Raw genomic sequence first — 24,112 nt, 5'->3', positions numbered from 1 at the left:
TCATACACGCAAAGCATCGTCATCGGCCTGATCCTCATCCTCGCCGTCGCGTTCGACCGCTGGCTGAAATCGCGGGTAAGGCGGTGATCCAGGTCAGGTCGGCGGGACAGCACCCCCCTCTGTCCTGCCGGACATCTCCCCCTCAAGGGGGGAGATCGGATGTCGCTCCAGCTTTCGCCACTCTCCAAAGAAGCGCGCTTTCGGCGAAGCTGCCAATCTCCCCACTTGAGGGGGAGATGTCCGGCAGGACAGAGGGGGGTGTTCAAGCGCAGCGGAGAGGGATAGGCAAGTTTCGCGCTGAGGAACAGAAGTAGTGAACCACTATCCCGTACCTCCCCGTAGTCGCGGCAATGCGCGCAAGATGCGCAAGGCCATGACGGATGCCGAGCTGAAGCTCTGGAATGAGGTCCGGGCGCATCGTCTCATGGGACTGCCATTTCGGCGCCAGATGCCCATCGCCGGCTTTATCGTCGATTTTGCCTGTCCGGACAAAAAACTCATTGTCGAGTTGGACGGCTCTCAGCATGCTGAGGCCGAAGCTTCGGCATCGGATGCAGCAAGAAGCGCGAGCCTTGAAGCGCTGGGCTGGACTATCCTGCGCTTCTGGAACGACGACGTCATTCGCGATATCGACAATGTCTGCCAGCACATAGTCATGACGGCCGGCGCGGATGTGCGCTGAACTCGGCCGTGCAGGATCGGCGGGACAGCACCTCTCTGTCCTGCCGAACATCTCCGCTCAAAAGGGGCAGGTTTCTGAGGCGAGGTGCCAATGACCCAAATAAGAACCATGACCGAACAGGACGTGCCCTCGGTATCGCGGCTGCTGGGCCAATCCTGGCGCCACACCTATTCGCCAATCCTGGGTGCCGAGACCACGGCACGGCTGTCGGATGAGAAGCACGCGCCGGAGCGGCTGGTGACCGAGCTCGGGGACGACAGCAAGATGTGGTTCGTAGCCGAGCGGGCGGACGGCTCGCTCGCCGGCTACGCGATGGCCGCGATGGGCAACAAGGGCGATGTCATGCTCGAGCGGCTCCATATCGACAAAAGCGAGTACGGCACCGGGCTGGCGGCCGATCTTTTGCACGCGGTTCTTGCAGCGCATGCGGGGATTCCCAGCATCGCGCTGGAGGTGATCGAGGGCAACGACCGGGCAATCGCCTTTTATCGCAAGCACGGTTTCGAAGTGGTCGAGCGCCGGCCGGCTGCACACGGGGTGGGCGGCCACGCCTCGCTGATTATGCGCCGGTTGCTACCGATGGCTTAGAGCGCTGTCGGCGAAGCTGCCAATTTCCCCACTAGAGCAGGCAATCGCGCATCCGCGCCGCGATCATTTACGCTCCTTCCTTGCCGGCTCCCACGCGTTGAGCCGACAGAAACATCAGCGTGTAGGCAGCCTTGCGGCGGTCCCAGCCGGCCGACTCGGCCATATCCAGCAGGCCGTCGACCAAAGGCGCCAGCGCCGCCCTGCAATCGGTTTCATAGTTGAAATCGTTCTTCGGGCGGGTCGGCGCCGCGATCTTCCCAAAACTGTCCGTCATATCCATGGCAACACCTGCTCAGCATTCGACCCGAACCGGCAAGCCCGTGCCCGCGTTGGCGGACACGGCCCATCTGCCGTTTCGAAATCTCGCTTTGAAAGCCTGATCTTAGAAGTCCATGCCGCCACCGCCGGGCATCGGAGGCATGGGCGTTTCCTTCTTCGGCTTCTCGGCCACCATCGCCTCGGTCGTCACCAGCAGTCCGGCAACAGAGGCGGCACCCTGCAGCGCAGTGCGAACGACCTTGGCCGGATCGATGACGCCCTGCCCGTACAGGTCGCCGAACTCGTTGGTCTGGGCGTTCCAGCCATAGCCGAAGTCGGTCGTCTCGCGCAGCTTGCCGACGATGATCGAACCTTCCGCACCGGCGTTCTCGGCGATCTGGCGCACCGGCGCTTCGATGGCGCGACGCACGATGTCGACACCGGTCTTCTGATCGGGATTGTCGACGACAACGTTATCGAGCGCCTTCGCCGCCCTCAGCAGCGCCACGCCGCCGCCGGGCAGGATACCCTCCTCGACCGCCGCGCGTGTGGCATGCATGGCGTCGTCGACGCGATCCTTGCGCTCCTTGACCTCGATCTCGGTCGAGCCTCCGACGCGGATGACGGCGACACCGCCAGCGAGCTTGGCCAACCGCTCCTGCAGCTTCTCGCGGTCGTAGTCGGAGGTGGTTTCCTCGATCTGCGCCTTGATCTGGCTGATGCGCGCCTGGATTTCATCCTTGCGGCCGGCACCGTCGACGATGGTGGTGTTCTCCTTCTCGATCAGCACCTTCTTGGCGCGGCCGAGCATCTCCAGTGTGACGTTCTCGAGCTTGATGCCGAGGTCTTCCGAGATCGCCGTGCCGCCGGTCAGGATGGCGATGTCTTCGAGCATGGCCTTGCGGCGGTCACCGAAGCCCGGCGCCTTGACGGCCGCAACCTTCAGGCCGCCGCGCAATTTGTTGACGACCAGCGTCGCCAGCGCCTCGCCTTCGACGTCCTCGGCGATGATCAACAGCGGCTTGCCGGATTGCACGGCGGCTTCGAGCACAGGAAGCATGGCCTGCAGGTTGGACAGCTTCTTCTCGTGGATCAGCACATAGGGTTCTTCGAGTTCGACGCGCATCTTATCCTGGTTGGTGATGAAATAGGGCGAGAGGTAGCCACGGTCGAACTGCATGCCTTCGACCACTTCCAACTCAGTCTCAGCGGTCTTGGCTTCCTCGACAGTGATGACACCCTCATTGCCAACCCTTTCCATCGCCTCTGCGAGGAAGCGGCCGATCTCGGCATCGCCATTGGCAGAGATGGCGGCGACCTGGGCGATCTCGTCGTTCCTGGTCACCTTGCGGGCATTGGATTTCAGGTCGGCGACGACGGCGTCGACCGCCTTGTCGATGCCGCGCTTCAAATCCATCGGGTTCATGCCGGCAGCGACCGCCTTGGCCCCTTCCCTGACGATGGCCTGAGCAAGAATCGTCGCGGTCGTGGTGCCATCGCCTGCGGTGTCGCTGGTCTTCGAGGCGACCTCGCGCACCATCTGCGCGCCCATGTTCTCGAACTTGTCCTCGAGCTCGATTTCTTTGGCGACAGTCACGCCGTCCTTGGTGATGCGCGGCGCGCCGAACGACTTATCGAAGACGACATTGCGGCCCTTTGGACCGAGCGTTACCTTCACCGCATTGGCGAGAATATCGACGCCGCGCAGCATTTTCTCGCGGGCTTCGGTATGAAATTTCACATCTTTGGCAGCCATTGGATCACTCCTTCGAATAGGCAGCTTTTCGTTGACTGGAATGCTTGTTCAGGCCCCCCTCAGGCAGCCCTCTTCATCTCGCCGGCGCCCTCGATAACGCCCAGCACGTCGCTCTCTTTCATGATGAGCAGATCCTCGCCATTGAGCTTGATCTCGGTGCCGGACCATTTGCCAAACAGGATGCGGTCGCCGACCTTGACATCGAGCGGCTGCAATTGGCCGCTGTCGTCGCGCGCACCGGGGCCGGCGGCAATGACCTCGCCCTCCTGCGGCTTCTCCTTGGCAGTGTCGGGGATGATGATGCCGCCGGCGGTCTTCTCGTCGACCTCGATACGGCGGACCAGGATACGGTCGTGCAATGGACGGAACGTCATGTCGTTCTCCTCTCGGGACAAACAGATTTTCGAAGATCCTCCTGACCGGACCGGCAATATCGGCCCGGCACGGGGTGCGCGACCCCTTCATCAGGCATCGCGTGCATACGAACTAGTCGCGCTTTTTTCTGCTTTCAAGAGGGTCACGCAAAAATTTTAGCACTCGACCAATGAGAGTGCCAATGTGCTGTAATTGCTTGCACATTCGTCGCTCTCCCGACGCGACTGGAACCTATGTGGAACAAGAGGCGTTTTCGCGGACGGAGATTTCAACGGAAGGAAGATTGCATGACCAGCAGGGACTTTCAGCTCCAGATGCAAGGGTTTGGCCTCACCACGGCGGAGATCCATTACCGCCTACCCGATCATCGAAGCCTGCTGCAGCTCTATATCTGGCAGGAATACGATATCGCCCCTGATTTCCCGACGCTGAAGCATTTCCTTGATTTCTGGGAGCGCGAGATCGAAGGCCCGTTGCATTCGGTGCGCGTCGCCCATCATCACCTGATCCAGCCCTCCGAATGGCGGGCCGTAAACGGCATCATCACCGTCCACTGAAGAGCAAGCCGATCAGCCGCTAGTGGTCAGAATCTGACACTTGGTATCCGGTTGGGCGGTCGGTTCAGGGGTTCAAGGCGGTTAGCAAATCCTGTGTGGAGCGCGGAGCAACGCGACTTCGCGACGGAGTGGCGGAGCTAACCGAAGCGGATCGTGTCCGGAACGGGTCTTCGGCTTACGCGTTGCAACATGGAGGCGACGGCGGGCGTGCCTCACGACGCGCGGTTGGGTCCCATCCACTTGTTGCCGCGATTGGACATGCGAAGCGCGCCGAAGTCATCGCAGAAACGCCCATACATTCGTCATGTCCGCGGCGATGGCAGTGCTGGCACGACGTCGATCCAAAGGAAAGTAGATGAGTGCGTTCTCTCTTTCATCGGACGGGAAACTTGCGATAACGGCGAGCCAGACGTCGTCCAAAAATGACTTCGACTATTTGGTGGGCAACTGGAACATCAGGAACCGTACGTTGAAGGAACCGCTGGCCGGCAGCGACGAGTGGGAGGAATTCGACGCGACCCAAGAGTTCCGCCAAATCCTGGTGGGTTTGGGCAACTTCGACATTTTTCGTACGGAGTTGGGAGGAAAGCCGTTCGAGGGCCTCACCGTGCGATTGTTCGATCCAAAGACGCGTCTCTGGACGATCTACTGGGCCGACAGCAACGCGGGCAAACTCGACGACGGAAAGGTGGGCTCGTTCAATGGCGACGAAGGCGAATTCTTCGGCCGTGAGGTTGTGGCCGGCAAGGACGTTATCGCAAAATTCCACTGGGATAAGCGCAACCCGCAAACCCCGATTTACAGCCGTGCGTTCTCCGCTGATGCAGGCAGAACGTGGGAATGGAATTGGTACTCGAACTTTTCACGACGGTGACTAACTGAGTTGGCCCAAGCAAAATCCCGCTCCTTCGCGTGTAGCCAAGGGAAATCCCGAGCCGGACTCTTATGTCAGTGGGTACAAGTCAGGTGGGTACCACTAGACAGCGGACAAAGTCTCCGGAGTGGGGGAAAGGCAGCTGCCTCTCCCCACTTGTTTTGGATCTCACAATATCGGAGGGGTCCGGACTAGCCGGCGTGGTCGACAGGCTTGCGGGCCGATGCGAGCAACCCGGCCTTGCGCGCCGCCCTGGCGAAGGCCTTGCGCGCATCACGCGCGGTGTGCCAACCGTCGAGCGCGTCCCGGCAGGTCCGATAGGCAGCGCGCCAACTCCGGCCGCGTGCACGGTCCGGCCACTGCTGGCGCATGCATTCGATGGCCTCCCAACTGCTGGCGACCTTGCGCTCGCTGGATTGGAATTTCAACGTGATCGGCTCGGCAAAGCGGACGTCGTCCATCACTTCCTCCGTGTCTTGTGATCGTCTTCTTGTTTGAGCAGCAACGTCAAGCTGGCGGGCACCGGCGGTCGGCCGGCGCCGCTGAAGGACATGGTTCGTCTCTCTGCGCGGTTCAAGAGCATCGCGGAAATGGCCGGTTATTCCTCCTCGTCCGGCCCTTGCAGCAGTTCGATCAGCATCGCTACTCTTGCCGTCGGCAGCGGTCGGCCCTCGTTCACCAGCGCCTCGTCGGCGGCGATCCAGGCCAGGGCCTCACGCAATTCTTGGACCGTCCCGTCTGTCGCCGCAATGTCGGCGATAACGGCGTCGTCGACCGGGCCCACCACAGAAATGATCTCGTCGCGTGTCATGGTCAGCTCCATCTGCGATTGCCGGGAACGGAGCCCCGGCAACAGAGGAATCTGGGTCTTGACCTGCGGCAGACAATAACCCGCCGGGGAACTCGGCGTTGGCGATTGAAGCCAGCTGGCAAACAGGCAATCTCCTGCCGGACATCTCGCCGCAAATAGGGAGATTGGCAGCCTCGCCGAACCGACCGAAAAACCGGCAACGCGAAAGCCGCCGGGTCTTGACTTGCGGCGGACAATAACCAGATCGATGGCACCGGTCGCCGAAATGGGGCCGGCGAAACCAGGGAGCGCCAGCTCTTTGGCGCTCCTCGTATCTATGTTGCTCGATGGAGGATGTAGCTATGAGAACCGCATTCGACTTTTCCCCGCTCTATCGGTCGAGCATCGGCTTCGACCGCGTCTTCAACCTGCTGGAAAATGCCCCGCAGGCTTTCGACGCGTGGCCGCCCTATGACATCGCGCGCAGCGGCGAGAACAACTACCGCGTCACCATCGCCGTCGCTGGCTTTTCCGAGGACGACCTCGAAATCACCCATGAACCCAACCTCCTGATTGTCTCCGGCCAGCACAAGGAGCCGGATAACGCGGAGTATCTGCATCATGGCCTCGCCGCACGGCCCTTTACCCGCCGTTTCGAGCTTGCTGATCACGTCAAGGTCGCGGGCGCCACGCTCGACAACGGCCTGCTCAGCATCGATCTGGTACGTGAGGTGCCCGAGGAGATGAAGCCTCGGCGCATCGCCATCGCGACCGATGTCGCCTCGCCGAAGACCGGGCCGAAGGTCGCGCAAGACGAAGCAAACAAGCAGGCTGCCTGAATGCACCAGTCGAGAAAGGAGACTATGCAATGGCTATTCGTGATCTCATTCCCTGGGGCCGGGAGAACAATCAGGCCCCCAGCCTGTTCCGCGACGGCGATCGCGATCCCTTCCTGACGCTGCATCGCGAGATGAACCGCTTGTTCGACGAGGCGTTCCGCGGCTTCGACACGCGGCTGCCGTCGCTCGGTGGCTTCTCCGCTGCCCGCGCCAGCTGGCCCAGTGTCGAAATCTCCGATGGCGAAAAGGAGATCCGCGTCACCGCCGAGATCCCCGGCATGGACGAGAAGGACATCGAGCTGCTGCTCGATGACGGCGTACTGACGCTGCGCGGCGAGAAGCGTGAAGAGACCGAGGACAAGGACAGGCAGTTCTCCGAACGCTTCTATGGCCGTTTCGAGCGGCGTATCCCGCTCGGCTACGAAGTCGACGAAGGCAAGGTGAACGCCGCCTTCCGGAACGGAGTGCTCAGCGTGACGCTGCCGAAGCCGGAGCGCGCCCAGGCCAAGGCCAAGCGTATCGCCATCAACGACGGCAACGGCAAGTCCTGATGGCTCACATCAGGACGACGACCCTCCCTTCTGCCCTGCCGGTTCCGGCGGGCAGAGGGGGCAACTGTCGATGACCCGTTCTCCCGACGCTCCGGTTCCGCCTGACCAGGCGCAGCAAGCCCTGCAGTGCCTGACGACCGAGCATTTCGTGCTGCAAAATGCTCGCGCCGCGACCATTCAGGAAGCGAACCAGCGAGCCGATCTGTTCCTGACCTCGGTCTCGAGCGCAACCATTGCCTTGTCCTTCGTCGCGCAGGTCACGGAGATGGGCAGGCCGTTCGTGCTGTTCAGCCTGATCTTGCTGCCTTGCCTTTTCTTCATCGGCCTGGTCACCTTCGTGCGCGCGGTGCAGGTTGCCATCGAGGACATGGTGCATGCCCGCGGCATGGCCAGGATCCGCCACTATTTCGTCGAGCTGACGCCCGTCCTGCAAAGATACCTTGTCAATTCCACCCATGACGATCCCTCGGCGGTGCTGGTCGACAAGGGCCTCAGGCCCTCACCGCTGCAATATTTCATGACCACCGCGGGGATGGTGGGCACGATCAATGGCGCCATCGCCGGCGTCTTCACCGGCATCGTTGTAAAGTCCGCGTTTGGCGGGGGCATGACGCTCGGCGTGATTTGCGGGCTGCTGGTCTTCGCCGCATGCATTCTCATCCTGCGGCGTTACCACAGTCGCGCCTGGGCGGCGGCCGAACAAAGCTTGCCCGCACTGTTCCCGGGCGACAATGTCAACAGCGAAAGCTAGCGCCGACACATCCGGATGTCGAAAAGTGGCAGGGCGACGCCCTTGCGTCTTGCGCGCCAATTGACCATCCTCGCCAACATTATTTGCACCGCGGCCGGGGGGTTCGCATATGCCGACGCTTTATGCGCTGAAACCGGCCTTTCAGGCCAGGTTGCGGCCGCTTGCCGACGGACTGGCCAGGGCCGGCGTCACCGCCAACCAGATCACGCTGCTGGCCGCTGCCCTCTCGCTCTTCACCGGCCTTGTGGTGGCAGCCCTTGCCGGCCACCGCATGGTCTTTCTGCTGATGCCGCTCGTGCTGTTTACGCGAATGGCGCTGAATGCCATCGACGGCATGCTGGCAAGGGAACATGGCCAGGCCTCGAAGCTCGGCATGTATCTCAACGAGCTCTGCGATGTTGTCTCCGATCTCGCTTTGATCCTGGCCTTTGCCGTCATTTTTCCTGCCTGGGGCGTCGTTGCATTCGCTATCGCGGCGGTGATTGCGGAATTCGCCGGCGTGCTCGGCATCGCGGCCGGAGCGGGGCGCAACTATGCCGGCCCCTTCGGCAAAAGCGATCGGGCGCTGGCGCTTGGCATCCTCGCGGTGCTTATCGCGTCCGGCCTGTGGGTCCCGGCGCTCACGCCGCTCGTGTTTCCGGCCATGGCTACACTCTCGCTGGTGACCGCCATCAACCGGATACGCGGCGGCCTTAACGGGAACGGCAGCTGAATTCCGGTCTCGCCAGGGAGAACAACATGCTTCACCAACAGACGGTTGCCGCCGTGGCTCCAGCCAACGTCGAGCGGGTGGCGCAGGAGCGCAGCTTCAAGAGCCATGACGGCACCGAGATCTTTTATCGCTATTGGCCGGCGCTGTCGGAACATCGCAAGGGTGCCATCCTGCTGTTCCATCGCGGCCACGAGCATGGCGGCCGCATGGCGCATCTGGTCGACGAGCTCCAGATGCCCGACCACGCCTTCTATGCCTGGGACGCGCGTGGCAATGGCCGCTCCGCCGGCGAGCGCGGCTATGCGCCGTCGTTTGCCGCGCTGGTGCGCGACATCGATTGCTTCGTGCGCGAGATCGGCAGTGACGGCTTTGCCCGGCGCGATATAGCGTTGATCGCGCAATCCTTCGGCGCCGTGCTTGCCGCCGCCTGGGTGCACGACTATGCGCCTGACATTCGCGCCCTGGTGCTGGCCTCGCCGGCCTTCTCGGTCAAGCTCTACGTGCCCTTCGCCAAGCAAGGCATTGCGTTGTGGCAGAAGCTGAAGGGCCGTTTCTTCGTCAATTCCTACGTCAAGGCGAAATTCCTGACGCATGATCCCGAGCGCATCGCCTCCTTCGACGCCGACCCACTGATCACCCGGCCGATCGCCTCCAACATCCTGGTCGAACTCTACGACCACGCAGCGCGCATCGTCGCCGATGCCCGCGCCATCACCGTGCCGACACAGCTTCTGATCTCCGGCAGCGACTGGGTGGTGCGGCATGGACCGCAGCACGAGTTTTTCGTCAATCTGGCGAGCCCGGCCAAGGAGCGGCATGTGCTGCCCGGCTTCTTCCACGACACTTTGGGCGAGCGCGACCGCCACAAGGCACTCGACCTGATCAGGCCTTTCCTCGAAAAGCAGTTCGCGGCGCCGGAAAAGCCGCTCGACCTGACCGGGGCCGACCGCGCCGGCTACACACGCGACGAGGCCGACCGGCTGGCCTCGCCGCTGCCGCTACTGTCACCCAAAGGTCTCTACTGGGCAACGAGCCGCGCCTCGATCCGCATGGGCGCATGGCTGTCGTCCGGCATGAAGACCGGGATTGCCACCGGCTTCGATTCCGGCTCGACGCTCGACTATGTCTACGAGAACGATGCGCGGGGCATCGGCCCCGGCGGCCGCATGATCGACCGCACCTTTCTCGATGCTATTGGCTGGCGCGGCATCCGCCAGCGCAAGCTGCATCTGGAAGAGCTGATCGGCAGTGCCGCTGAGACGCTGAAGGCCGCCGGCCGGCCGGTCCATATCGTCGATATCGCCGCCGGCCATGGCCGCTACGTGCTCGATGCTGTGCAGAAATGCGCCGAGCCGCCGGCCAGCGTGCGGCTGCAGGATTTCTCCGAGCTCAACATCTCGCTCGGCCGCAAGCTGATCGCCGAGCGCAAGCTGCCGGCGAGCGTCTCGTTCCATCAAGGTGACGCCTTCGACGCCACGATGCTGGCCGGCCTCGACCCGGCGCCGGATCTCGCCATCGTCTCGGGGCTCTACGAATTGTTTTCCGACAATGCCATGATCGCCCGCTCGCTCGGTGGACTGGCCGGCGCCATGCAGCCCGGAAGCCTGCTCGTCTACACCAACCAGCCCTGGCATCCGCAGCTCGAGATGATCGCGCGCAGCCTGACCTCGCATCGCGGCGGCCAGGCCTGGGTGATGCGTCGGCGCACGCAGGCCGAGATGGACCAGCTGGTGGCGGGCGCCGGATTCGAGAAGCTCGACCAGCGCATCGACCAGTGGGGCATCTTCACCGTTTCGATCGCCCGGCGCGTCTGAGCATGGACTTGCCTGCCTCTGCCTTGCCTCGCGATGCCCCTGCCCTTCCGGCCTTGCCGCGCGAGCCGTATCCCGGGATAGTCCTGCGCGCCGCGCTGTGGCTGGCATTTCTGGCGCCGTTCTTCTACTCCACCTACGGCTTCGCCAACTGGCTGGCGTCGCGGCGCGACGATGTCGGCAGCATCGTCTTCGGCTGGGAGCATGGCATCCCGTTCCTTGCCTGGACGATCGTGCCCTACTGGTCGATCAATCTATTCTACGGCCTGTCGCTGCTGTTGAACAATTCGAAGAACGGCGTCGACCGCCTCGCCGGCCGCTATCTGACGGCGCAGATCATCGCCGTCGCCTGCTTTATCCTGTTCCCGCTGACGGCGACCTTCGTGCGTCCGCAGACAAGCGGCCTGCCCGGTTTCATGTTCGCCGTGCTCGGCGGCTTCGACAAATCGTTCAACCAGGCGCCGTCGCTGCATATCGCCCTGCTTGTCATCATCTGGGACCATTGGCGTCACAGATTGGCCGGCATCGCCGGCGCCGCCTGGCATGTCTGGTGTTTCCTGATCGGCGCCTCGGTGCTGACGACGTGGCAGCACCATTTCATCGACATTCCGACCGGCGCGCTGCTCGGCCTTTTCGCTCTGTGGCTGTTTCCGCGCGACGGCGAGCTGCCGTTCGCCGGCTTCCGTATGAGCGCCGACCCGAAAGCGCGGCGGCTGGCGCTGTTCTATGCGCTCGGCGCAAGCCTTGCGCTGGCCGGCGCCGCTGCCGGCGCATTGGCCTCGGCGCTGTGGCTCATCCTGTTGTGGCCGGCACTGGCGCTGGCCATCGTCGCTTTCGCCTATGCCGGCGCCGGCGCCAAAGTGTTCCAGAAAACAGCCGATGGCCGCGTGTCGTTGGCCAGCCGTCTCCTGCTTTGGCCCTACCGCCTTGTTGCCAGGGTCAATGTGTGGGCGTGGACGCGAAAGCTTCCAGCGCAGATCGTCATCGCCGACGGTGTTTGCCTCGGCCGTTTTCCGACCGCCGCCGAGGCCGACGCTTTCGGCACGGTGGTCGACCTTGCCGGCGAATTGGAAAGACCGCGCGGCGCCTCCAGCCGCTGGGTGAGCGTGGCCATGGTCGACCTTTTGCCGCCGTCTCGCGAGGCGCGTGCGCAAGCGGTGGCGGCGATCGAGACGGCGCGGGGCCAGGGCACTGTGCTGGTCTGCTGTGCGCTTGGCTTCCAGCGCAGCGCCGCCGTCGTCGCCGAATGGCTGGTCGCCAGCGGCCGGGCCGACACGCCGGCTCAGGCGCGAGGCAAGCTCGCCGCCGCGGGCCGGCCGGTGCATCTTGGCGTGGACGCGGCGACATGACCGCCTATCGTGACAAGGCCGAAGCGTTCGCCGCCGGGCTGATGGTGCAGGTGGCATGGCCGCTGCTGCTGGTTGCTGCTGCCTTGCTGGCGGCGCCGGTCATCGGCCTGGCGGCTGCGCCGCAAACATCGTCGCTGTCCGCGGTAGCCTGGCTGATCGCCGCCGCGGGTGCCATAGCCACAATCATTCTCTCGGCCCTGCTTTTGTTCGACGCGCTGCTGTTCCGGCTGATGGCCAGCCACGCCAGCGAGGCAGGCGGCGGTGCCGCGGTCGACGATGTGCTGGCGCGCATGCGGCTGAAACCCACGGCGGCCGGCGGCCGCTCGCTCGACCAGCGGATAGCCGGCACGCGCCGCCTGCTTGCCAAGCAGCGCATCGCCTTCGGCCTGTTCGCGGCGGCCTCGGTCGTCGCGGCATTCTTTTGAGCCCGTCGATGACAAAGCTTCGTGTCAGCACCTATACCTTGCTGCAGACGGTGACCTCGGTCGGCCTGTCGGCGCTGGCCTGGGCGGTCACCGGCGTGCGGCCGATCTGGAACGGCAGCCAGCCATCGGACCGGCAGCGCATCTACTTCGCCAACCATGCCAGCCACGGCGATTTCATCCTGCTGTCGGCCTGCCTCAGCGAGAAGGAACGCGCCAGTACCCATGCGGTGGCCGCCGCCGATTATTGGGGCAAGACGCGGCTGCGCCGTTTCATTGCCGAGGACATGCTGTCTTCCGTGCTGATCCACCGGCAGTGGACGGATGAAACGCAGCACCCGATCTCGATCATGCTGTCAGTGCTCGATCAGGGCCATTCGCTGATCCTGTTTCCCGAAGGCACGCGCAACATGACCGACGAACCGCTGCTGCCGTTCCGCTCCGGCCTCTACAATCTGTCGATGGCGCGGCCCGATGTCGAACTCATCCCGTGCTGGATTGAGAACATGTCGCGGGTGCTGCCCAAGGGGCAATTCGTGCCGGTGCCGCTGCTTTGCCGTGTCGTCTTCGGCGCGCCGATCGCTATTCAACCGGGTGAGGAACGCCGCGCCTTTCTCGACCGTGCCCGCGAAACGCTGCTGGCGCTGAACCCCCGGCCGCAACGAGACGATTGAGGACCAAGGCAAAATGCTGCCGATGATGCACGAAACCCTCATTCTGATTGTCGGCCTACTGGCGGTGCTGATCAGCGCCAGCGTCGTCGCCGGCGTCTTGTCATGGCGCGCGCCAAAACCGTTGTCGCCGACGCTGGTCAACCTCACCCAGCGCATCAATGCCTGGTGGGTGATGGTGGTGGCGATCACCGTTGCCTTCTTCTTCGGCCGCCCCGGCATGACCATCCTGTTCGCGCTGATTTCCTTCGCCGCTCTGCGCGAATTCGTGACGCTGACACACAGCCGCCGCAGCGACCACTGGGTGCTGCTCGGCATGTTCGGCATCGTCATCCCGTTCCAGTACTGGCTGGTGTGGACCGCCTGGTACGGGCTCTTCACCATCTTCATCCCGGTCTACTGCTTCCTGCTGATGCCGGCGATCACCGCACTGCACGGCGACACCGAACGCTTTCTCGAGCGCGTCTCGGCGCAGCAATGGGCGGTCATGATCTCGGTCTACTGCGTCAGCCACGTGCCGGCGCTGCTAACACTCGAAGTACCCGGTTTCGAAGGCCGCAACCTGTTGCTGATCGCCTTCCTGATCGTCACCGTGCAAGGCAGCGACGTGCTGCAATATATCTTCGGCAAACTGTTCGGCCGCCACCTCCTGGCGCCGACGGTCTCGCCGTCGAAGACCTGGGAGGGACTGGTCGGCGGGCTGGCGGCATCGAGCCTGCTCGGCGCGCTGCTGTCGTTCCTGACGCCGTTTTCGCCGCTGCAGGCGGCCGGCGTCGCTCTGGTCGCCTGCCTGATGGGATTCTTCGGCGGGCTGGTCGCCTCCGCCATCAAGCGCGATCAGGGCGTCAAGGACTGGGGCCACCTGATCGAAGGCCATGGCGGCATGATGGACCGTGCCGACAGCCTGGTCTTCGCCGCCCCGGTGTTCTTTCATACGGTGCGCTATTTCTGGACAGTATGAGGGTTGGCGCCGTTTGCCGCGGCACCGTCCGGACGGTTCAGCGCGACTTTGCGAAGATAACCTGATCCGTTTCGTTATTACCGTTTTCGCGAAAACGGTAATAACCCCACCTGCCGCCGTCGTTCGCCGCGCTTATTTTGCCGCGGCGAGCGGCTCTTTCTTGCGCGCCGGCGCCAGGCGGCGCATGCGGCGTTTGGCGGTGGTCTTCAGCGCCACCGGCGGATTGCTGGACAACGCACCGAGCACCGCACCGACCATTCCGTGTGCGACGAAATCAGCGTTGATCTCATTGGCCAATTTGGCGGCTGCCTCCTGGTTGTCACTGTCGGGTTCCGACCACAACACGATACCCACCCGCAACCTTGGTTTGGCGCGTTTCAGCCGACGGACCAGGAACCGGCCGTGCTTGACGGAATTCCGGTTCAAAAATCCGACGACGGCGGTATCGATAGCGTCGAGCTCAAGGCGGCGAATGCTCCCCGGTTCCATATCGGCGAAGCTCGCTCTCAACACCGTGGCGCCCTGGACTTCGAGCACCTGTGCCAGCATGGCGGCAGCCGCGTCGTCGAGTTCGCCGCGCCCTCCGGCGCACAGCACCGACATGCCCGTGCCATCCGGTAATTCGGTGTCGTCCCCGCCCTGAACCTCCCCCTGAACCTGCTTGTCCTCGCGTGAGCCGTTGTCCTCGGCCGCGGCAGTGTCGCCCGCTTCCGCCTCCTCCTGCGCGCTGTCGTCGAGGTTCGCCACCATCGTCAGCGCGCTGCCCGCGACCTGCTGTCGTTGCTCATCGCTCAACACACCACGCACACGGTCCTGCTCGCCGAGCAGAAGTGCGGGAATCGCGACCTTGTCGTAGAACTCGACCAGATATTCTTCCTCCAGCATCTCCTCGGCATGGTCCGTCGCTTCCTCGGGATCGCCGGCCAGCAGCCGCTGGTAAAGCCGGGCGTGCGGTTCGAGCACGGGTTCGTTGCCGAACAGAACGTCGAGGAATTCGAACTGCGGCACATGTCGGCCGAGCACGACGAGGCAGACCGTGAGCGGCGTCGACAGAACGAGGCCCAATGGCCCCCAGAGCCAGGTCCAGAAGATCGCCGCAACGATAATAGCCAATGGCGACAGCCCGGTGCGCGAGCCATAGAGCCAGGGTTCGATCACGTTGCCGGTGATCAGTTCCACCACCACGAAAAGCCCGGCGGTCCATAGCACGAGCGACCAGCCGGGCGCCACGGCTAGCGCCAGGAACAGAGGCAGCAGCGTCGCGATAACCGGGCCGATATAGGGAACGAAGCGCAGCGCCAGCGCCAGCAAACCCCACAGCAATGGATTGGGTATGCCCAGCAGCCAAAGTCCGATTGCAATCGGAACGGCATAGACGATGTTCACGACCAATTGCATGAGCAGATAGCGGCCGACGCGCTTGCCGGCATCCTGCAGCGCCTCGGTGGTTCGATGCAGATCGCCGTAGCCGACGAGGCGTATGAAGCGATCGCGCAGGTCCTCCCGCTCAAGCAGCATGAATATGACCACCACGACGATCAGTCCGGCCGATGCCAGCGGACTCAGCAGCGGGCCGATCAGATTCTGGAGAACCTCCAGCGGTCGTTCGCGCGCGACGATTTCGACCGGGATCGGCTCCCGCAGAGGCTGATCGGCGGCGGGTTGCGCGGGTTCCGGTCTGTCGAGTTCCTGGCCGACGCGTTCGATCACCCGGCTCAATCTGGAAACGATGCCTCCGCCGACGCCGGATTCCTTGAGCGACCGGACCTTGGCCAGGATATTCGCCTGGTAAAGCGGGATGTTCTGCGCCAGTTCACTGACCTGCGTGGCGACTATGAAGGAGAACAGCGCCAGCACCGTGAATGCGCCGAGCACGCTGGCGATCACGGCAGGAAGACGCGGAATGCCGGCTCGCTTGAGTGCCGACACCATGGGCACAAGCGCAAAGGTAAGCAGCAGGGCGATTGCGATCGGCAGAAAGACCTCGCGCCCGAAATAGAGCGCCGCGACGGCCGTCACGACCGACGCTACGCTGGGCAACGATGTGCGCGGAAGCGCCCTGGCCGCGGTAACAATGCTCGCTCGCCGGGTCTCCGACAGGTGCGCGCCGTTTCGACTATTTGCCGCCACTTGATACCTCCGCCCCGCCATCGCCATGATCGGGCATATTGAGCCGGCGTGCAACTTCGCAGCCTCTCCTACAGCGAAGCTTTGATTTGCCGTCGTTTGGCTTGCTGCCGGCAGCGCGGCAATTCCGTCACGGTAGAATTTTTTGCATAAATGGCGGCACCAGCAATCCTGTTCCATGCTTGCGCCAGAACGTGGAACTTTTGGGTCAAAACGCCGTTCCTTCGTAGATCGCTAATGGACAACCTCAAGGCAGCAGCTCAGGAGGAATGATCATGAACATCAAGATGCTTTGCATGGGCGCGATGGCGCTTTCAATGATGACCGGCGCAGCGCTTGCCGCCGGTGCCACTGGCACTTCGGCGCTCGACGATCCGCAGAAAATGTCGCCCTTCTTCACCGATGCCGGCATGAAGACCATGAAGCCGGCAGCCGAATTCAAGACCGCATGGATGGCCATGTCCAAAGAGGACCAGGCGATGATGATGAAGGAATGCGGCGACGAGGCCATTGCCAAGGAGCATGACGATTTCTGCAAGATGACCAAGCAACTCGGCGGCGCCAACTAGGCAGGTCGGTTCAGCACAATCGCAGTGGCGGGCAGATGCCCGCCATCTTCATTTTGGGACCTTCGGTTCAGTCGGGCGCAAACGTCAATCGCACTATTCGGCGTCAGCCGATCCTGACGACGAAGTGCTTGGTCACCGGCTCGATGATCTTCCACGTCCCCTTGAAATCGGCTTCCACCACGAAGGCATCGCCGGGGCCGACTTCGACAGGCGCGCCGCCGTCGGGCGTGATGACGATACGGCCGGCTATCATGTGCACGAACTCATAGTCGCTGTAGGTCGCGTGATAGGTGCCCGGGCTCGCCTGCCAGGTCCCCGACATGACCTTGCCGTCCTCGGTAATGTGCTGGACGGCGGTCTTCATGGTCGGCTCGCCTTCGACCACGACCCATCCCGCGAGATCGCCGGTCTCGGCGTTCTCGACGGCGCCGAATTTGAGGATGGTCTTGTCTGTCATGGTCGGCTCCGTCTTGAATTGTGCCGGGATGGCTGCCGGTCAATAGCTGATGCACCTGACCCCGGCAACGCGGCTTGACCCGGCCGCTTGACCTCCCCGCCAACCGTGGGATAGGCCGGGGACTGGCCCAACCACCTCCGCACCGGAGCCCCGCGAAAGACCTGCCATGACGGACACGATCGTAAGAGACAGCAATGGCACGGCGCTGCACGAGGGCGACTCCGTGACCCTGATCAAGGATCTCAAGGTCAAAGGCACCTCGGAGACGATCAAGCGCGGCATGCTGGTGAAGAACATTCGCCTCACCGGCAATCCCGGCGAGATCGAATGCAGCACCAGGCAGGTAAAGGGCCTGGTGCTGAAGACCGAGTTTTTGAAAAAGGCGTGATTGCCTCGGCACCCTTCGCTTCGCTTCAATATCAATCGCTCTCATGACTGAACCGCTCATGTGAGTGAATCGCCCACGCCAGGAGTTGGAGGAGCCGCGCCCTCCCCCTATGTTGCACTGCGTTAGATTTGTTGCATTGCAATATCAGCGCATCGGGTCGAGCCTCTGCGAGGTGGGTATTCCTTGCACGAGGTGACTGTGTCGGCATCATTTCGGCCTGACATCGAAGGGCTGCGCGCGCTGGCGGTGGCGGGTGTCATTGCCTTTCATTTTGGTCTCTCCGGTCTGCCCGGCGGCTTTGCCGGCGTCGACATCTTCTTCGTCATCTCCGGCTACCTGATTACAAAACACCTGGTTACGGAAATCACCGAAACCGGGCGGCTGAATCTCTGGCGCTTCTACGCCCGGCGCGCCCGGCGCCTGTTGCCGGCGGCACTGTTCGTCATCCTCGCCACGCTGTTCGCGGGTTATTTCATCCTGTCGCCGGAGGAACAGGCGCTCTATTCGAAAGGCGCCATGTTCGCCTCCGCCTACATGATCAACCTCTGGCTGATCCGCTGGTCGTTTGACTATTTCGCCGCCGACGCCACCAACAACCCTTTCATCCACTTCTGGTCGCTCTCGGTCGAGGAACAGTTCTACCTGGCATGGCCGGCGCTGCTTCTTGCCGCCGCATGGCTGCGCCCAGGCAAGCGCACCGCTATAATCGTCATCGGCGTCGCAGGCCTAGCCTCCTTCGCCGCCTGCGCCTGGCTGACCGAAGTGTCGCAGCCTTGGGCCTTTTACTTCTCGCCGCTCAGGGCCTGGGAATTCGCCGCCGGCGGCCTCGCCACCATGGCGCCAGCAAGGATCTGGCGCGACCGGCCGCTGCTGGCCACCCTCCAGGCATGCCTCGGGCTGGCGCTGATCGCGTGGGCCTATCTGATGCTGGACGAAGACTCGCCCTTTCCCGGGGTGAATGCGCTGGCGCCTGTCGCCGGCACCGTGCTGCTGCTGCTCAGCGGCAGCGGCCGCAACCTGCCAAGCGCCGTGCTGGCGCTGGCGCCCCTGCAATGGCTGGGCCGGCTTTCCTATTCGCTCTACCTCTGGCATTGGCCGGTCATCGTCTATGCGGCGATGATGGTTCCCAACCTGTCCACGCTTGACCGGCTTGCCTGCGCGGCGCTGACGCTGCTTCTGTCGATGTTCACCTATCATTTCATCGAGAACCCGATCCGCCGCAACGGCTGGCTGATGGCCGGAGCGGCGCGGGCGCTGGTGCCCGCCGTCGCGCTGACCGGCGCCGGCGTGGTCGCGGCCTATGGCAATGCGCGCTTTGCCGAGCACAATCTCAGCCCCGAACAGCACGTCATCGCCGACAGCGCCGCGCAGCTCTCCACCGTGCGCGCGAGCGACGGCGGCTGCGTGCTCGATTTCGAGACCGTCAAGCCGAAACCCTGCATGTTCGGCCGCAAGGACGCCCAGCGCTCGGTCGTGCTGTTCGGCGACTCGCATGCCGACCATTGGTCGACGCCGCTGATCAAGGCGGCCGAGAAGAACAACTTTCGCGTCGTCACCTTTCTCAAATCCTCCTGCCGGGCTTCGCGGGTGACGACCTGGAATTGGCGGCTGAAGCGCGACTACACCGAGTGCGACCAATGGCGCCAGCAGTCGGTCAAGGACATCATCGCGCTCAATCCGCAACTGGTGGTGATCTCGGAATTCTCGATCGGCAATGTGATCAAGGAATCGCCCGAGGAGTTAAAGCACGCCGATTGGCAAGAGCAGTGGCGGACGGGCCTGACCTGGACGCTTCAAGCATTCAGCCAGGCCGGCATCAAGGTCGCGGTCATCAGGGACGTGCCCTACAATGCAAGCTACGCCGACAAATGCGTGGCGCGGGCGCTGTGGCGGGGACAGACGCCCGCGACATGCGATACGCCGAGGATCATGGCGGCAAATGACGACATCGCCACGATCGAGCGCGACATCGTGCGCTCGACACCCAACGCCAGCTATATCGACATGACCGACCGCTTCTGCGACCAGACCACCTGCCACGTCTTCATCGACGGCAAACTCGCCTTCCGCGACCGCCACCATCTGGCAACGCCTTTTGCCGAGACGCTGGAGCCGGCGGTGGAGCGGGCGCTGTTTTCGGATGTGATGGCAGCGGCTGTGAAGTAACGGCGCCGGCAGCCTTTCCCTCCGAAATCCTTCAGGCGGGCTTTGGTGCCACGTTGACCGACACGGCAACCATGCGGGGTTAGCTAAGGATGAGACCCGCCAGGAAAACCGTAAGGATAAGCGACAGCGGAACTGCAAGAAGGCAGCACAGCTCGAAAGTATTGGCTCGCCAAGAAGTCATTGGTCGCTTTTCCATGTTGGCCTCCTCCCTCAACGGCCAGACCGGGATGGCGGTTCCGCTTAGATGGTGCTCATCCCCACCACTCATCATGCAATTGGCGCAACTCGTTCCGCTTCCTGGTTATCCATCGTGCACGCGCCAGATGTGTCGCCCACGCCCGGAAAGCCCTGTCCGGCTCCTGCTCCGGATCAATGTGCAGAACGATGCGGGCGACCTCACGCCAATCGGTCCCTTCAGCCGACGCGTCGAGCAGCCTGATGTAAGTAAGCATGCGATCTTCGTCATAACCGGTCGGCACTGAAGACGTCGGCGCTGCGTTCGCGATATGAGAGTTTGGCTGCTTTGGCATTGCGACCTACCAGCAATGGCGCACCGTAGCAGCCTATGAAGAAGCCGGCGCCCTTTGATCGGAGGATGCGGATCGAGATTCGCCTCGACGGTCGGCAAATGCGGGCCTCAGGCGGGAGTTCGCCGCCCAGGAGGGCCACGCCTCATCACATCGCGATTGGGTCGATGCATTCCATGTATTTTAGTGGAACCTAATTTAGTTGGCGCAATTATGCATGCGTGAAAAAGCGTGAAATCCAGACTGTCACTGAAAGCTGGCTATCGCGAGATCAGTTGGCCGATGATCCAGTGATTGCCGTCGATTTGACCGAACGAATATTACAGGCGGCCGAAAACGACAGGATCGTCTGCCTCGTCGTGGCAACGGAGCAGCTGGAAACCGACGGCATCGAGAAAGCGGAACCTCAGGAGACCAGGATTGCCGCAAGTTTCGTCCGGGACTTTGAGGTGATGCTGCTTGTTCTTTATGCGGCCTACGCCCTCGCTGTGCTGGGCGCGACGGCTTTCGTTTTGCTGGAACTGGGCCATGTTCTGTAGATCGGCAAGGTGACGGGACTGGCGCTGGCCAATTTGTCGCTGTTTGACGGGATACATAGGGCGCGGACCACAACCCGCTCGGGGCTTGCGTCGGCGGCCCCACCCTGGCGCACAGCCAGACGCGTTTTCGCCCCCGCCGGCGCTAATTTGGGGCTCTCGGTTCGTGGCATCTTGCAAATTTGTGGAACGAGCCTGCCCCTCGGGGGTTTTTCTATTAGAGGGACGTTAAAGAAGGAGGTAGCTATGAAGAAGCTCCTGCTTGCCTCGGTGATCGCCATCGCCTCGGCGGCTTCCGTGATCGGCCCGGCCAATGCCGGCGGTAGTGTCACGATCGGCATCGGCAACGGCTATGACGACGACTATTATTATCGCCATCATCGGTATTCCGATTACGACGATGAGTACGTCCCCCGTTACCGCTATGACGTCTATGACGAGGACTACAGGCCACGCTACCGGTATCACCGGCGCTGCCACACGGAAGTCGTCAAGCACTGGCGTCATCACCACCGGGTTATCGAAAGAATCCGTGTCTGCCGTCGTTGACGGATCGATCCGGCCGGCAGTGCCGGCCGGATCGGTGGAGCTCCTCACCGCGGCTTGCGCATCAGCATCATGCCGTAGTGCACGGCCAAAATGTCGAGCCCGATCTTGAGTAGTTTCACCACCACGTCGCGCGGCTCGCCGGCCTGTTTGGCCAGGCTCTTCACCGTTGCGTCGGCACAGCAGACCTTTTGCACGATGCCGGCGATCTCCCAATGGGCAAGCGCCCTCGTGGCCTCGGCATGGTCGCGGCCGGCGGACAGGATGTGATCGGCGACACCGCTGCCAGTGCGGCCGCCGTCGACGCGCTCGGCCCAGGCCATCGGCTTGGCGCTTGCCTCCGACGAGTTGCGGAAATCCTGGCGGTAGCGCATGCCTGCCTCGCGTTGCTGGCGCGACAACGAGGTGAGGCCGGTCAGCGGGTCGACATTGCGCACCCGCACGATGCCGCCGGTCGCGGTGTGGCCGTCATTGGAAACCTCATAGAGGCGCGCCGCCTCCTGCGTTCCCTTGGCCAGCCGCTTGCGGCCGAACCGGTCGTCCTGCAGCGCGAAATCATGGCCGATCTCCTTGCGGATGCGCACCTGCTCGGCCTCGCCCTTCGGCAATCGCGGTAGCCTGGCTTTGGTCTTTTGGGCGGTTTTGTTGCTCATCGGCTCTGTCCTCCTGGTCTGTCGTCGGGCTCTGGCGAATTTCCGTATCCAGCGGGGCTCAAATAGCTTTGGCCGGCAGCGTGCGCAGGAAGCGCGCCGCGTGATAGGCGCAGTAGCTTTTCGAAGGCCTTGTGCGCAGCCCGCAGCACAGCATGTCCAAACCGGGGCGGCTGCCGGGGGCGTCGTTTCCCGCATCCTCCTGCGGCGTCGTGTCGAGCGGCGCGCGGCAGCGGTCGAACAGGCAATCGATGAAGCGCATGGCGACGAAGTGCGGCTGGCGGCCGCCGGCGGCGATCGGGCGCGGCGCCGGCATTTCGAGCGGCTCGCCATCGGACCCCGTGATCCGAACCGGACCCGGCTGCCAGGCCGGCGGCGCCAGCCTGGCCGACAGCCTTGCCGGGCGGCAGTGGTGCTCGGCCGGTACTGCCCCTGCCTGGCCGGCGGGGTTCGACGGCTCTGGCGCCGATTTTCCATGCCGGCCGCCCGACCGTCCGCTACACCAGCCCTTGGATCTGGCAAGGCCGATGGCGTGCAGACGGGCGGTGCGGTGGACGATGCCGATGATCGCCGCGCGCGAGGCCGGGCGGCCGCGCTGCGCACTCAGCCGGGCGGCGATCTTCGCGGCCGACAGCCCACTCATCAGCCAGTTCTCGATTTGTTCCAATTCGGAGGGGGAATAGCGGGCGGCCATGACGTTTTATTCCCTGCAAAGGTGGTTGTGTGGCGCCGGCTTCGCCGGCCTCAGGCTCGAAAGCCGGTCAGCCCTCGCGTGGCCTGCTATCGAGCTTCATCCCGGCCGCCTGCCTTGTTGCGCCGGAGACTGCCTTGCCCGCCCGCTTGTCGAAGGCGATGACCGTGCCGTCTTCGGTGCGGATGCAGGAAACTGCGGCATCCGCATTGCCGGCCGGCAGGCAATTCGTGGCCGGAGCCGTGAGGGGAACGGCTCCGGCCGTTCCGGCCGCTTGCGCTGCCGGATCCGAGGCGCGAGCCTCGGGCATCGTCCCGGCCGGGGAGGAGGACAGCCAGGACGAAGGCGAAAAGGTTGGCACATGACTGCCGCGGCCGCCTCCTTGGCGCTGAAGGGCGGGTTCGAGGACCGAAAGCTGGCGGAGCGACTTGTGCATGGCCGTATAAGAGCATAACTCAATCCGTAATGCAAGTGATTCTTGCATAGACGAAACCGAATCTTGTGCCTCAGATGGAGCCATGGTGAAAACTGCACTGTCGATCAAGGTCGGGGCGGCGATCCGCCGGGCGCGCAAGCAGCGCGGCCTGGTGATGCGCCACATTGCCGAGCACAACGACACCGACGTCGCTGCCGTCGGCAATTGGGAAACCGGGCGCAACCTGCCCAAGACCGAGAACCTTTTGAAGACCGCCGCCTTCCTGCGCGTCGACCCGGTGGCGCTCGGCAAGGGCGAGGTCGTCTTCCTCGAAGATGCCGGGCCGGTTGCCGATGCCGAGATCGTCACCGATCCCGGCCCCCTGCCCGCCGGGCCGATGGACATCCAGCTTCTCGGCACCGCCGTCGGCGGCGACGATGGCGACTTCACCTTCAACGGCCAGCCGGCCGGCTATGTCCAGCGGCCGCCGGGGATCCGGCATCTGCGCAACGTGTTTGCGCTGCACGTGCTGAGCGATTCGATGGTGCCGCGCTACGAGCCCGGCGAGATGATCTATTGCGGCGGCCGCGAGGCCGTGCCCGGCGACCATGTGGTGATCGAGACGCTGCCCGAGGAGAACGAGCAAAACGGCAAGGCCTTCATCAAGAAGCTGGTCAAGCGCACCGCCGCCGAGCTGATCGTCGAGCAATACAATCCGCCCAAGACGCTGACCTTCAACCGCTACGCCATCAAGAACGTCTTCCGCGTCATCCCGCTCAAGGAACTGCTGGGGTATTGACGGGCGCTTGTTGCCTTCTCCCCTTGTGGGAGAAGGTGGATCGGCGCACAGCGCCGAGCCGGATGAGGGTGCTGGAAGGAACGCGGCGGAGGAAATGTAGACGCGATTTTAAGCACTTACGCCATCAAGGTAGCGATCCGTCCAACACCCCTCATCCGACCGATCTTCGCTCGGCCACCTTCTCCCACAAGGGACCTGTTGCGCAGTCATGAGCAAAAGCTTGCGGCGGCGGGGTTGCGGCGGTTGTTCGCTTGTTTGCGGGGGATTTGACGTCTTGTTTGGGGTTTCAGGCGG

At 63.3% G+C, this 24,112-nt stretch carries 30 protein-coding genes; 19 read left to right on the top strand and 11 right to left on the bottom strand.

Annotation, left to right across the window (positions count from 1 at the left end; all coding sequences use genetic code 11):
• Nucleotides 1-313 precede the first annotated feature (313 nt).
• Complete coding sequence (locus tag NKJ09_RS31095) at nucleotides 314-682, top strand: endonuclease domain-containing protein (RefSeq protein WP_352496058.1); 369 nt, start codon at nucleotides 314-316, stop codon at nucleotides 680-682.
• A 108-nt stretch (nucleotides 683-790) separates the two neighbouring features.
• On the top strand, nucleotides 791-1,270 hold the full coding sequence (locus NKJ09_RS31090; protein ID WP_023718106.1) for a GNAT family N-acetyltransferase: 480 nt from the start codon (nucleotides 791-793) through the stop codon (nucleotides 1,268-1,270).
• Between the two features lie 67 nt (nucleotides 1,271-1,337).
• Here NKJ09_RS31090 and NKJ09_RS31085 read toward each other — a convergent pair whose 3' ends face one another.
• From NKJ09_RS31085 to NKJ09_RS31075, 3 genes are all read right to left on the bottom strand, one after another.
• On the bottom strand, nucleotides 1,338-1,550 hold the full coding sequence (locus NKJ09_RS31085; RefSeq protein ID WP_023718105.1) for a hypothetical protein: 213 nt from the start codon (nucleotides 1,548-1,550) through the stop codon (nucleotides 1,338-1,340).
• 102 nt (nucleotides 1,551-1,652) lie between these two features.
• Nucleotides 1,653-3,284, bottom strand: a complete 1,632-nt coding sequence (gene groL / locus NKJ09_RS31080; RefSeq protein WP_023718104.1) for a chaperonin GroEL — start codon at nucleotides 3,282-3,284, stop codon at nucleotides 1,653-1,655.
• A 59-nt stretch (nucleotides 3,285-3,343) separates the two neighbouring features.
• Nucleotides 3,344-3,658: a co-chaperone GroES gene (locus NKJ09_RS31075; RefSeq protein WP_023718103.1), complete on the bottom strand. Its 315-nt coding sequence runs from the start codon at nucleotides 3,656-3,658 to the stop codon at nucleotides 3,344-3,346.
• A 288-nt stretch (nucleotides 3,659-3,946) separates the two neighbouring features.
• On the opposite strand from NKJ09_RS31075, the gene NKJ09_RS31070 reads away from it, so the two are divergent.
• Nucleotides 3,947-4,216 (top strand): usg protein, encoded by a 270-nt coding sequence (locus NKJ09_RS31070; protein ID WP_023718102.1) that lies wholly within the window; start codon nucleotides 3,947-3,949, stop codon nucleotides 4,214-4,216.
• Nucleotides 4,217-4,571: 355 nt separating this feature from the next.
• Entirely contained in the window at nucleotides 4,572-5,090 is a 519-nt protein-coding gene (locus NKJ09_RS31065) for a DUF1579 family protein (RefSeq protein ID WP_023718101.1), read from the top strand.
• A 191-nt stretch (nucleotides 5,091-5,281) separates the two neighbouring features.
• Here the strand turns inward: NKJ09_RS31065 and NKJ09_RS31060 are convergent, their stop codons facing one another.
• Complete coding sequence (locus tag NKJ09_RS31060; protein ID WP_023718100.1) at nucleotides 5,282-5,551, bottom strand: DUF982 domain-containing protein; 270 nt, start codon at nucleotides 5,549-5,551, stop codon at nucleotides 5,282-5,284.
• Nucleotides 5,552-5,688: 137 nt separating this feature from the next.
• Nucleotides 5,689-5,901: a hypothetical protein gene (locus tag NKJ09_RS31055; protein ID WP_245278542.1), complete on the bottom strand. Its 213-nt coding sequence runs from the start codon at nucleotides 5,899-5,901 to the stop codon at nucleotides 5,689-5,691.
• A 341-nt stretch (nucleotides 5,902-6,242) separates the two neighbouring features.
• On the opposite strand from NKJ09_RS31055, the gene NKJ09_RS31050 reads away from it, so the two are divergent.
• From NKJ09_RS31050 to NKJ09_RS31010, 9 genes are all read left to right on the top strand, one after another.
• Entirely contained in the window at nucleotides 6,243-6,719 is a 477-nt protein-coding gene (locus tag NKJ09_RS31050) for an Hsp20 family protein (RefSeq protein ID WP_023718098.1), read from the top strand.
• A gap of 29 nt (nucleotides 6,720-6,748) precedes the next feature.
• Nucleotides 6,749-7,270 carry an Hsp20/alpha crystallin family protein gene (locus NKJ09_RS31045; RefSeq protein WP_352764603.1) on the top strand — a complete coding sequence of 174 codons (522 nt, stop codon included), beginning with the start codon at nucleotides 6,749-6,751 and terminating at the stop codon, nucleotides 7,268-7,270.
• Nucleotides 7,271-7,340: 70 nt separating this feature from the next.
• On the top strand, nucleotides 7,341-8,021 hold the full coding sequence (locus NKJ09_RS31040) for a hypothetical protein (protein WP_036244507.1): 681 nt from the start codon (nucleotides 7,341-7,343) through the stop codon (nucleotides 8,019-8,021).
• A 109-nt stretch (nucleotides 8,022-8,130) separates the two neighbouring features.
• The gene (locus NKJ09_RS31035) at nucleotides 8,131-8,733 is read left to right on the top strand and encodes a CDP-alcohol phosphatidyltransferase family protein (RefSeq protein ID WP_023718096.1); all 603 of its coding nucleotides are present in this window, start codon (nucleotides 8,131-8,133) and stop codon (nucleotides 8,731-8,733) included.
• Nucleotides 8,734-8,759: 26 nt separating this feature from the next.
• Nucleotides 8,760-10,547 carry a bifunctional alpha/beta hydrolase/class I SAM-dependent methyltransferase gene (locus NKJ09_RS31030; protein WP_023718095.1) on the top strand — a complete coding sequence of 596 codons (1,788 nt, stop codon included), beginning with the start codon at nucleotides 8,760-8,762 and terminating at the stop codon, nucleotides 10,545-10,547.
• A 2-nt stretch (nucleotides 10,548-10,549) separates the two neighbouring features.
• Nucleotides 10,550-11,893: a phosphatase PAP2/dual specificity phosphatase family protein gene (locus NKJ09_RS31025; protein ID WP_352496055.1), complete on the top strand. Its 1,344-nt coding sequence runs from the start codon at nucleotides 10,550-10,552 to the stop codon at nucleotides 11,891-11,893.
• Complete coding sequence (locus NKJ09_RS31020) at nucleotides 11,890-12,318, top strand: hypothetical protein (protein ID WP_352496054.1); 429 nt, start codon at nucleotides 11,890-11,892, stop codon at nucleotides 12,316-12,318. The genes NKJ09_RS31025 and NKJ09_RS31020 overlap by 4 nt, the downstream gene beginning before the upstream one ends.
• An 8-nt stretch (nucleotides 12,319-12,326) precedes the next feature.
• On the top strand, nucleotides 12,327-12,989 hold the full coding sequence (locus NKJ09_RS31015; protein WP_352481645.1) for a lysophospholipid acyltransferase family protein: 663 nt from the start codon (nucleotides 12,327-12,329) through the stop codon (nucleotides 12,987-12,989).
• Between the two features lie 22 nt (nucleotides 12,990-13,011).
• The gene (locus NKJ09_RS31010; RefSeq protein WP_352481711.1) at nucleotides 13,012-13,947 is read left to right on the top strand and encodes a phosphatidate cytidylyltransferase; all 936 of its coding nucleotides are present in this window, start codon (nucleotides 13,012-13,014) and stop codon (nucleotides 13,945-13,947) included.
• A gap of 132 nt (nucleotides 13,948-14,079) precedes the next feature.
• Here the strand turns inward: NKJ09_RS31010 and NKJ09_RS31005 are convergent, their stop codons facing one another.
• The gene (locus NKJ09_RS31005) at nucleotides 14,080-16,104 is read right to left on the bottom strand and encodes an AI-2E family transporter (protein ID WP_502901347.1); all 2,025 of its coding nucleotides are present in this window, start codon (nucleotides 16,102-16,104) and stop codon (nucleotides 14,080-14,082) included.
• Between the two features lie 245 nt (nucleotides 16,105-16,349).
• Here NKJ09_RS31005 and NKJ09_RS31000 point away from each other — a divergent pair, with 245 nt between their 5' ends.
• Entirely contained in the window at nucleotides 16,350-16,643 is a 294-nt protein-coding gene (locus NKJ09_RS31000) for a hypothetical protein (RefSeq protein ID WP_352481646.1), read from the top strand.
• Nucleotides 16,644-16,746: 103 nt separating this feature from the next.
• Here the strand turns inward: NKJ09_RS31000 and NKJ09_RS30995 are convergent, their stop codons facing one another.
• A complete protein-coding gene (locus tag NKJ09_RS30995) occupies nucleotides 16,747-17,100 on the bottom strand; it encodes a cupin domain-containing protein (RefSeq protein WP_023722949.1) in 354 nt (117 codons plus the stop codon).
• A gap of 166 nt (nucleotides 17,101-17,266) precedes the next feature.
• Between NKJ09_RS30995 and NKJ09_RS30990 the strand changes: the two genes are divergently transcribed.
• Together NKJ09_RS30990 and NKJ09_RS30985 are read left to right on the top strand one after the other, a co-directional pair.
• The gene (locus NKJ09_RS30990) at nucleotides 17,267-17,488 is read left to right on the top strand and encodes an alkylphosphonate utilization protein (protein WP_023722948.1); all 222 of its coding nucleotides are present in this window, start codon (nucleotides 17,267-17,269) and stop codon (nucleotides 17,486-17,488) included.
• 198 nt (nucleotides 17,489-17,686) lie between these two features.
• A complete protein-coding gene (locus tag NKJ09_RS30985; RefSeq protein ID WP_031195376.1) occupies nucleotides 17,687-19,654 on the top strand; it encodes an acyltransferase family protein in 1,968 nt (655 codons plus the stop codon).
• Nucleotides 19,655-19,905: 251 nt separating this feature from the next.
• On the opposite strand, the gene NKJ09_RS30980 is transcribed toward NKJ09_RS30985, so the two are convergent.
• The gene (locus NKJ09_RS30980; protein ID WP_023722946.1) at nucleotides 19,906-20,106 is read right to left on the bottom strand and encodes a hypothetical protein; all 201 of its coding nucleotides are present in this window, start codon (nucleotides 20,104-20,106) and stop codon (nucleotides 19,906-19,908) included.
• A 296-nt stretch (nucleotides 20,107-20,402) separates the two neighbouring features.
• Here NKJ09_RS30980 and NKJ09_RS30975 point away from each other — a divergent pair, with 296 nt between their 5' ends.
• Nucleotides 20,403-20,720 carry a hypothetical protein gene (locus NKJ09_RS30975; protein WP_031195373.1) on the top strand — a complete coding sequence of 106 codons (318 nt, stop codon included), beginning with the start codon at nucleotides 20,403-20,405 and terminating at the stop codon, nucleotides 20,718-20,720.
• 243 nt (nucleotides 20,721-20,963) lie between these two features.
• Nucleotides 20,964-21,266, top strand: coding sequence for a hypothetical protein (locus tag NKJ09_RS30970; protein WP_352457316.1), 303 nt, complete (start codon nucleotides 20,964-20,966; stop codon nucleotides 21,264-21,266).
• A 44-nt stretch (nucleotides 21,267-21,310) separates the two neighbouring features.
• Here NKJ09_RS30970 and NKJ09_RS30965 read toward each other — a convergent pair whose 3' ends face one another.
• From NKJ09_RS30965 to NKJ09_RS30955, 3 genes are all read right to left on the bottom strand, one after another.
• On the bottom strand, nucleotides 21,311-21,916 hold the full coding sequence (locus NKJ09_RS30965; protein WP_352496052.1) for a DUF6456 domain-containing protein: 606 nt from the start codon (nucleotides 21,914-21,916) through the stop codon (nucleotides 21,311-21,313).
• 58 nt (nucleotides 21,917-21,974) lie between these two features.
• Nucleotides 21,975-22,607, bottom strand: coding sequence for a GcrA cell cycle regulator (locus NKJ09_RS30960; protein ID WP_352496051.1), 633 nt, complete (start codon nucleotides 22,605-22,607; stop codon nucleotides 21,975-21,977).
• A 67-nt stretch (nucleotides 22,608-22,674) separates the two neighbouring features.
• Complete coding sequence (locus NKJ09_RS30955; RefSeq protein WP_245278786.1) at nucleotides 22,675-22,914, bottom strand: hypothetical protein; 240 nt, start codon at nucleotides 22,912-22,914, stop codon at nucleotides 22,675-22,677.
• A 208-nt stretch (nucleotides 22,915-23,122) separates the two neighbouring features.
• On the opposite strand from NKJ09_RS30955, the gene NKJ09_RS30950 reads away from it, so the two are divergent.
• On the top strand, nucleotides 23,123-23,818 hold the full coding sequence (locus NKJ09_RS30950) for an XRE family transcriptional regulator (RefSeq protein ID WP_023722940.1): 696 nt from the start codon (nucleotides 23,123-23,125) through the stop codon (nucleotides 23,816-23,818).
• Nucleotides 23,819-24,112 lie beyond the last annotated feature (294 nt).

The organism is Mesorhizobium sp. M0189 (assembly GCF_040322135.1).
In the GTDB taxonomy this organism is placed as follows: domain Bacteria; phylum Pseudomonadota; class Alphaproteobacteria; order Rhizobiales; family Rhizobiaceae; genus Mesorhizobium.
This window is presented reverse-complemented; position numbering and strand designations above follow the sequence as displayed.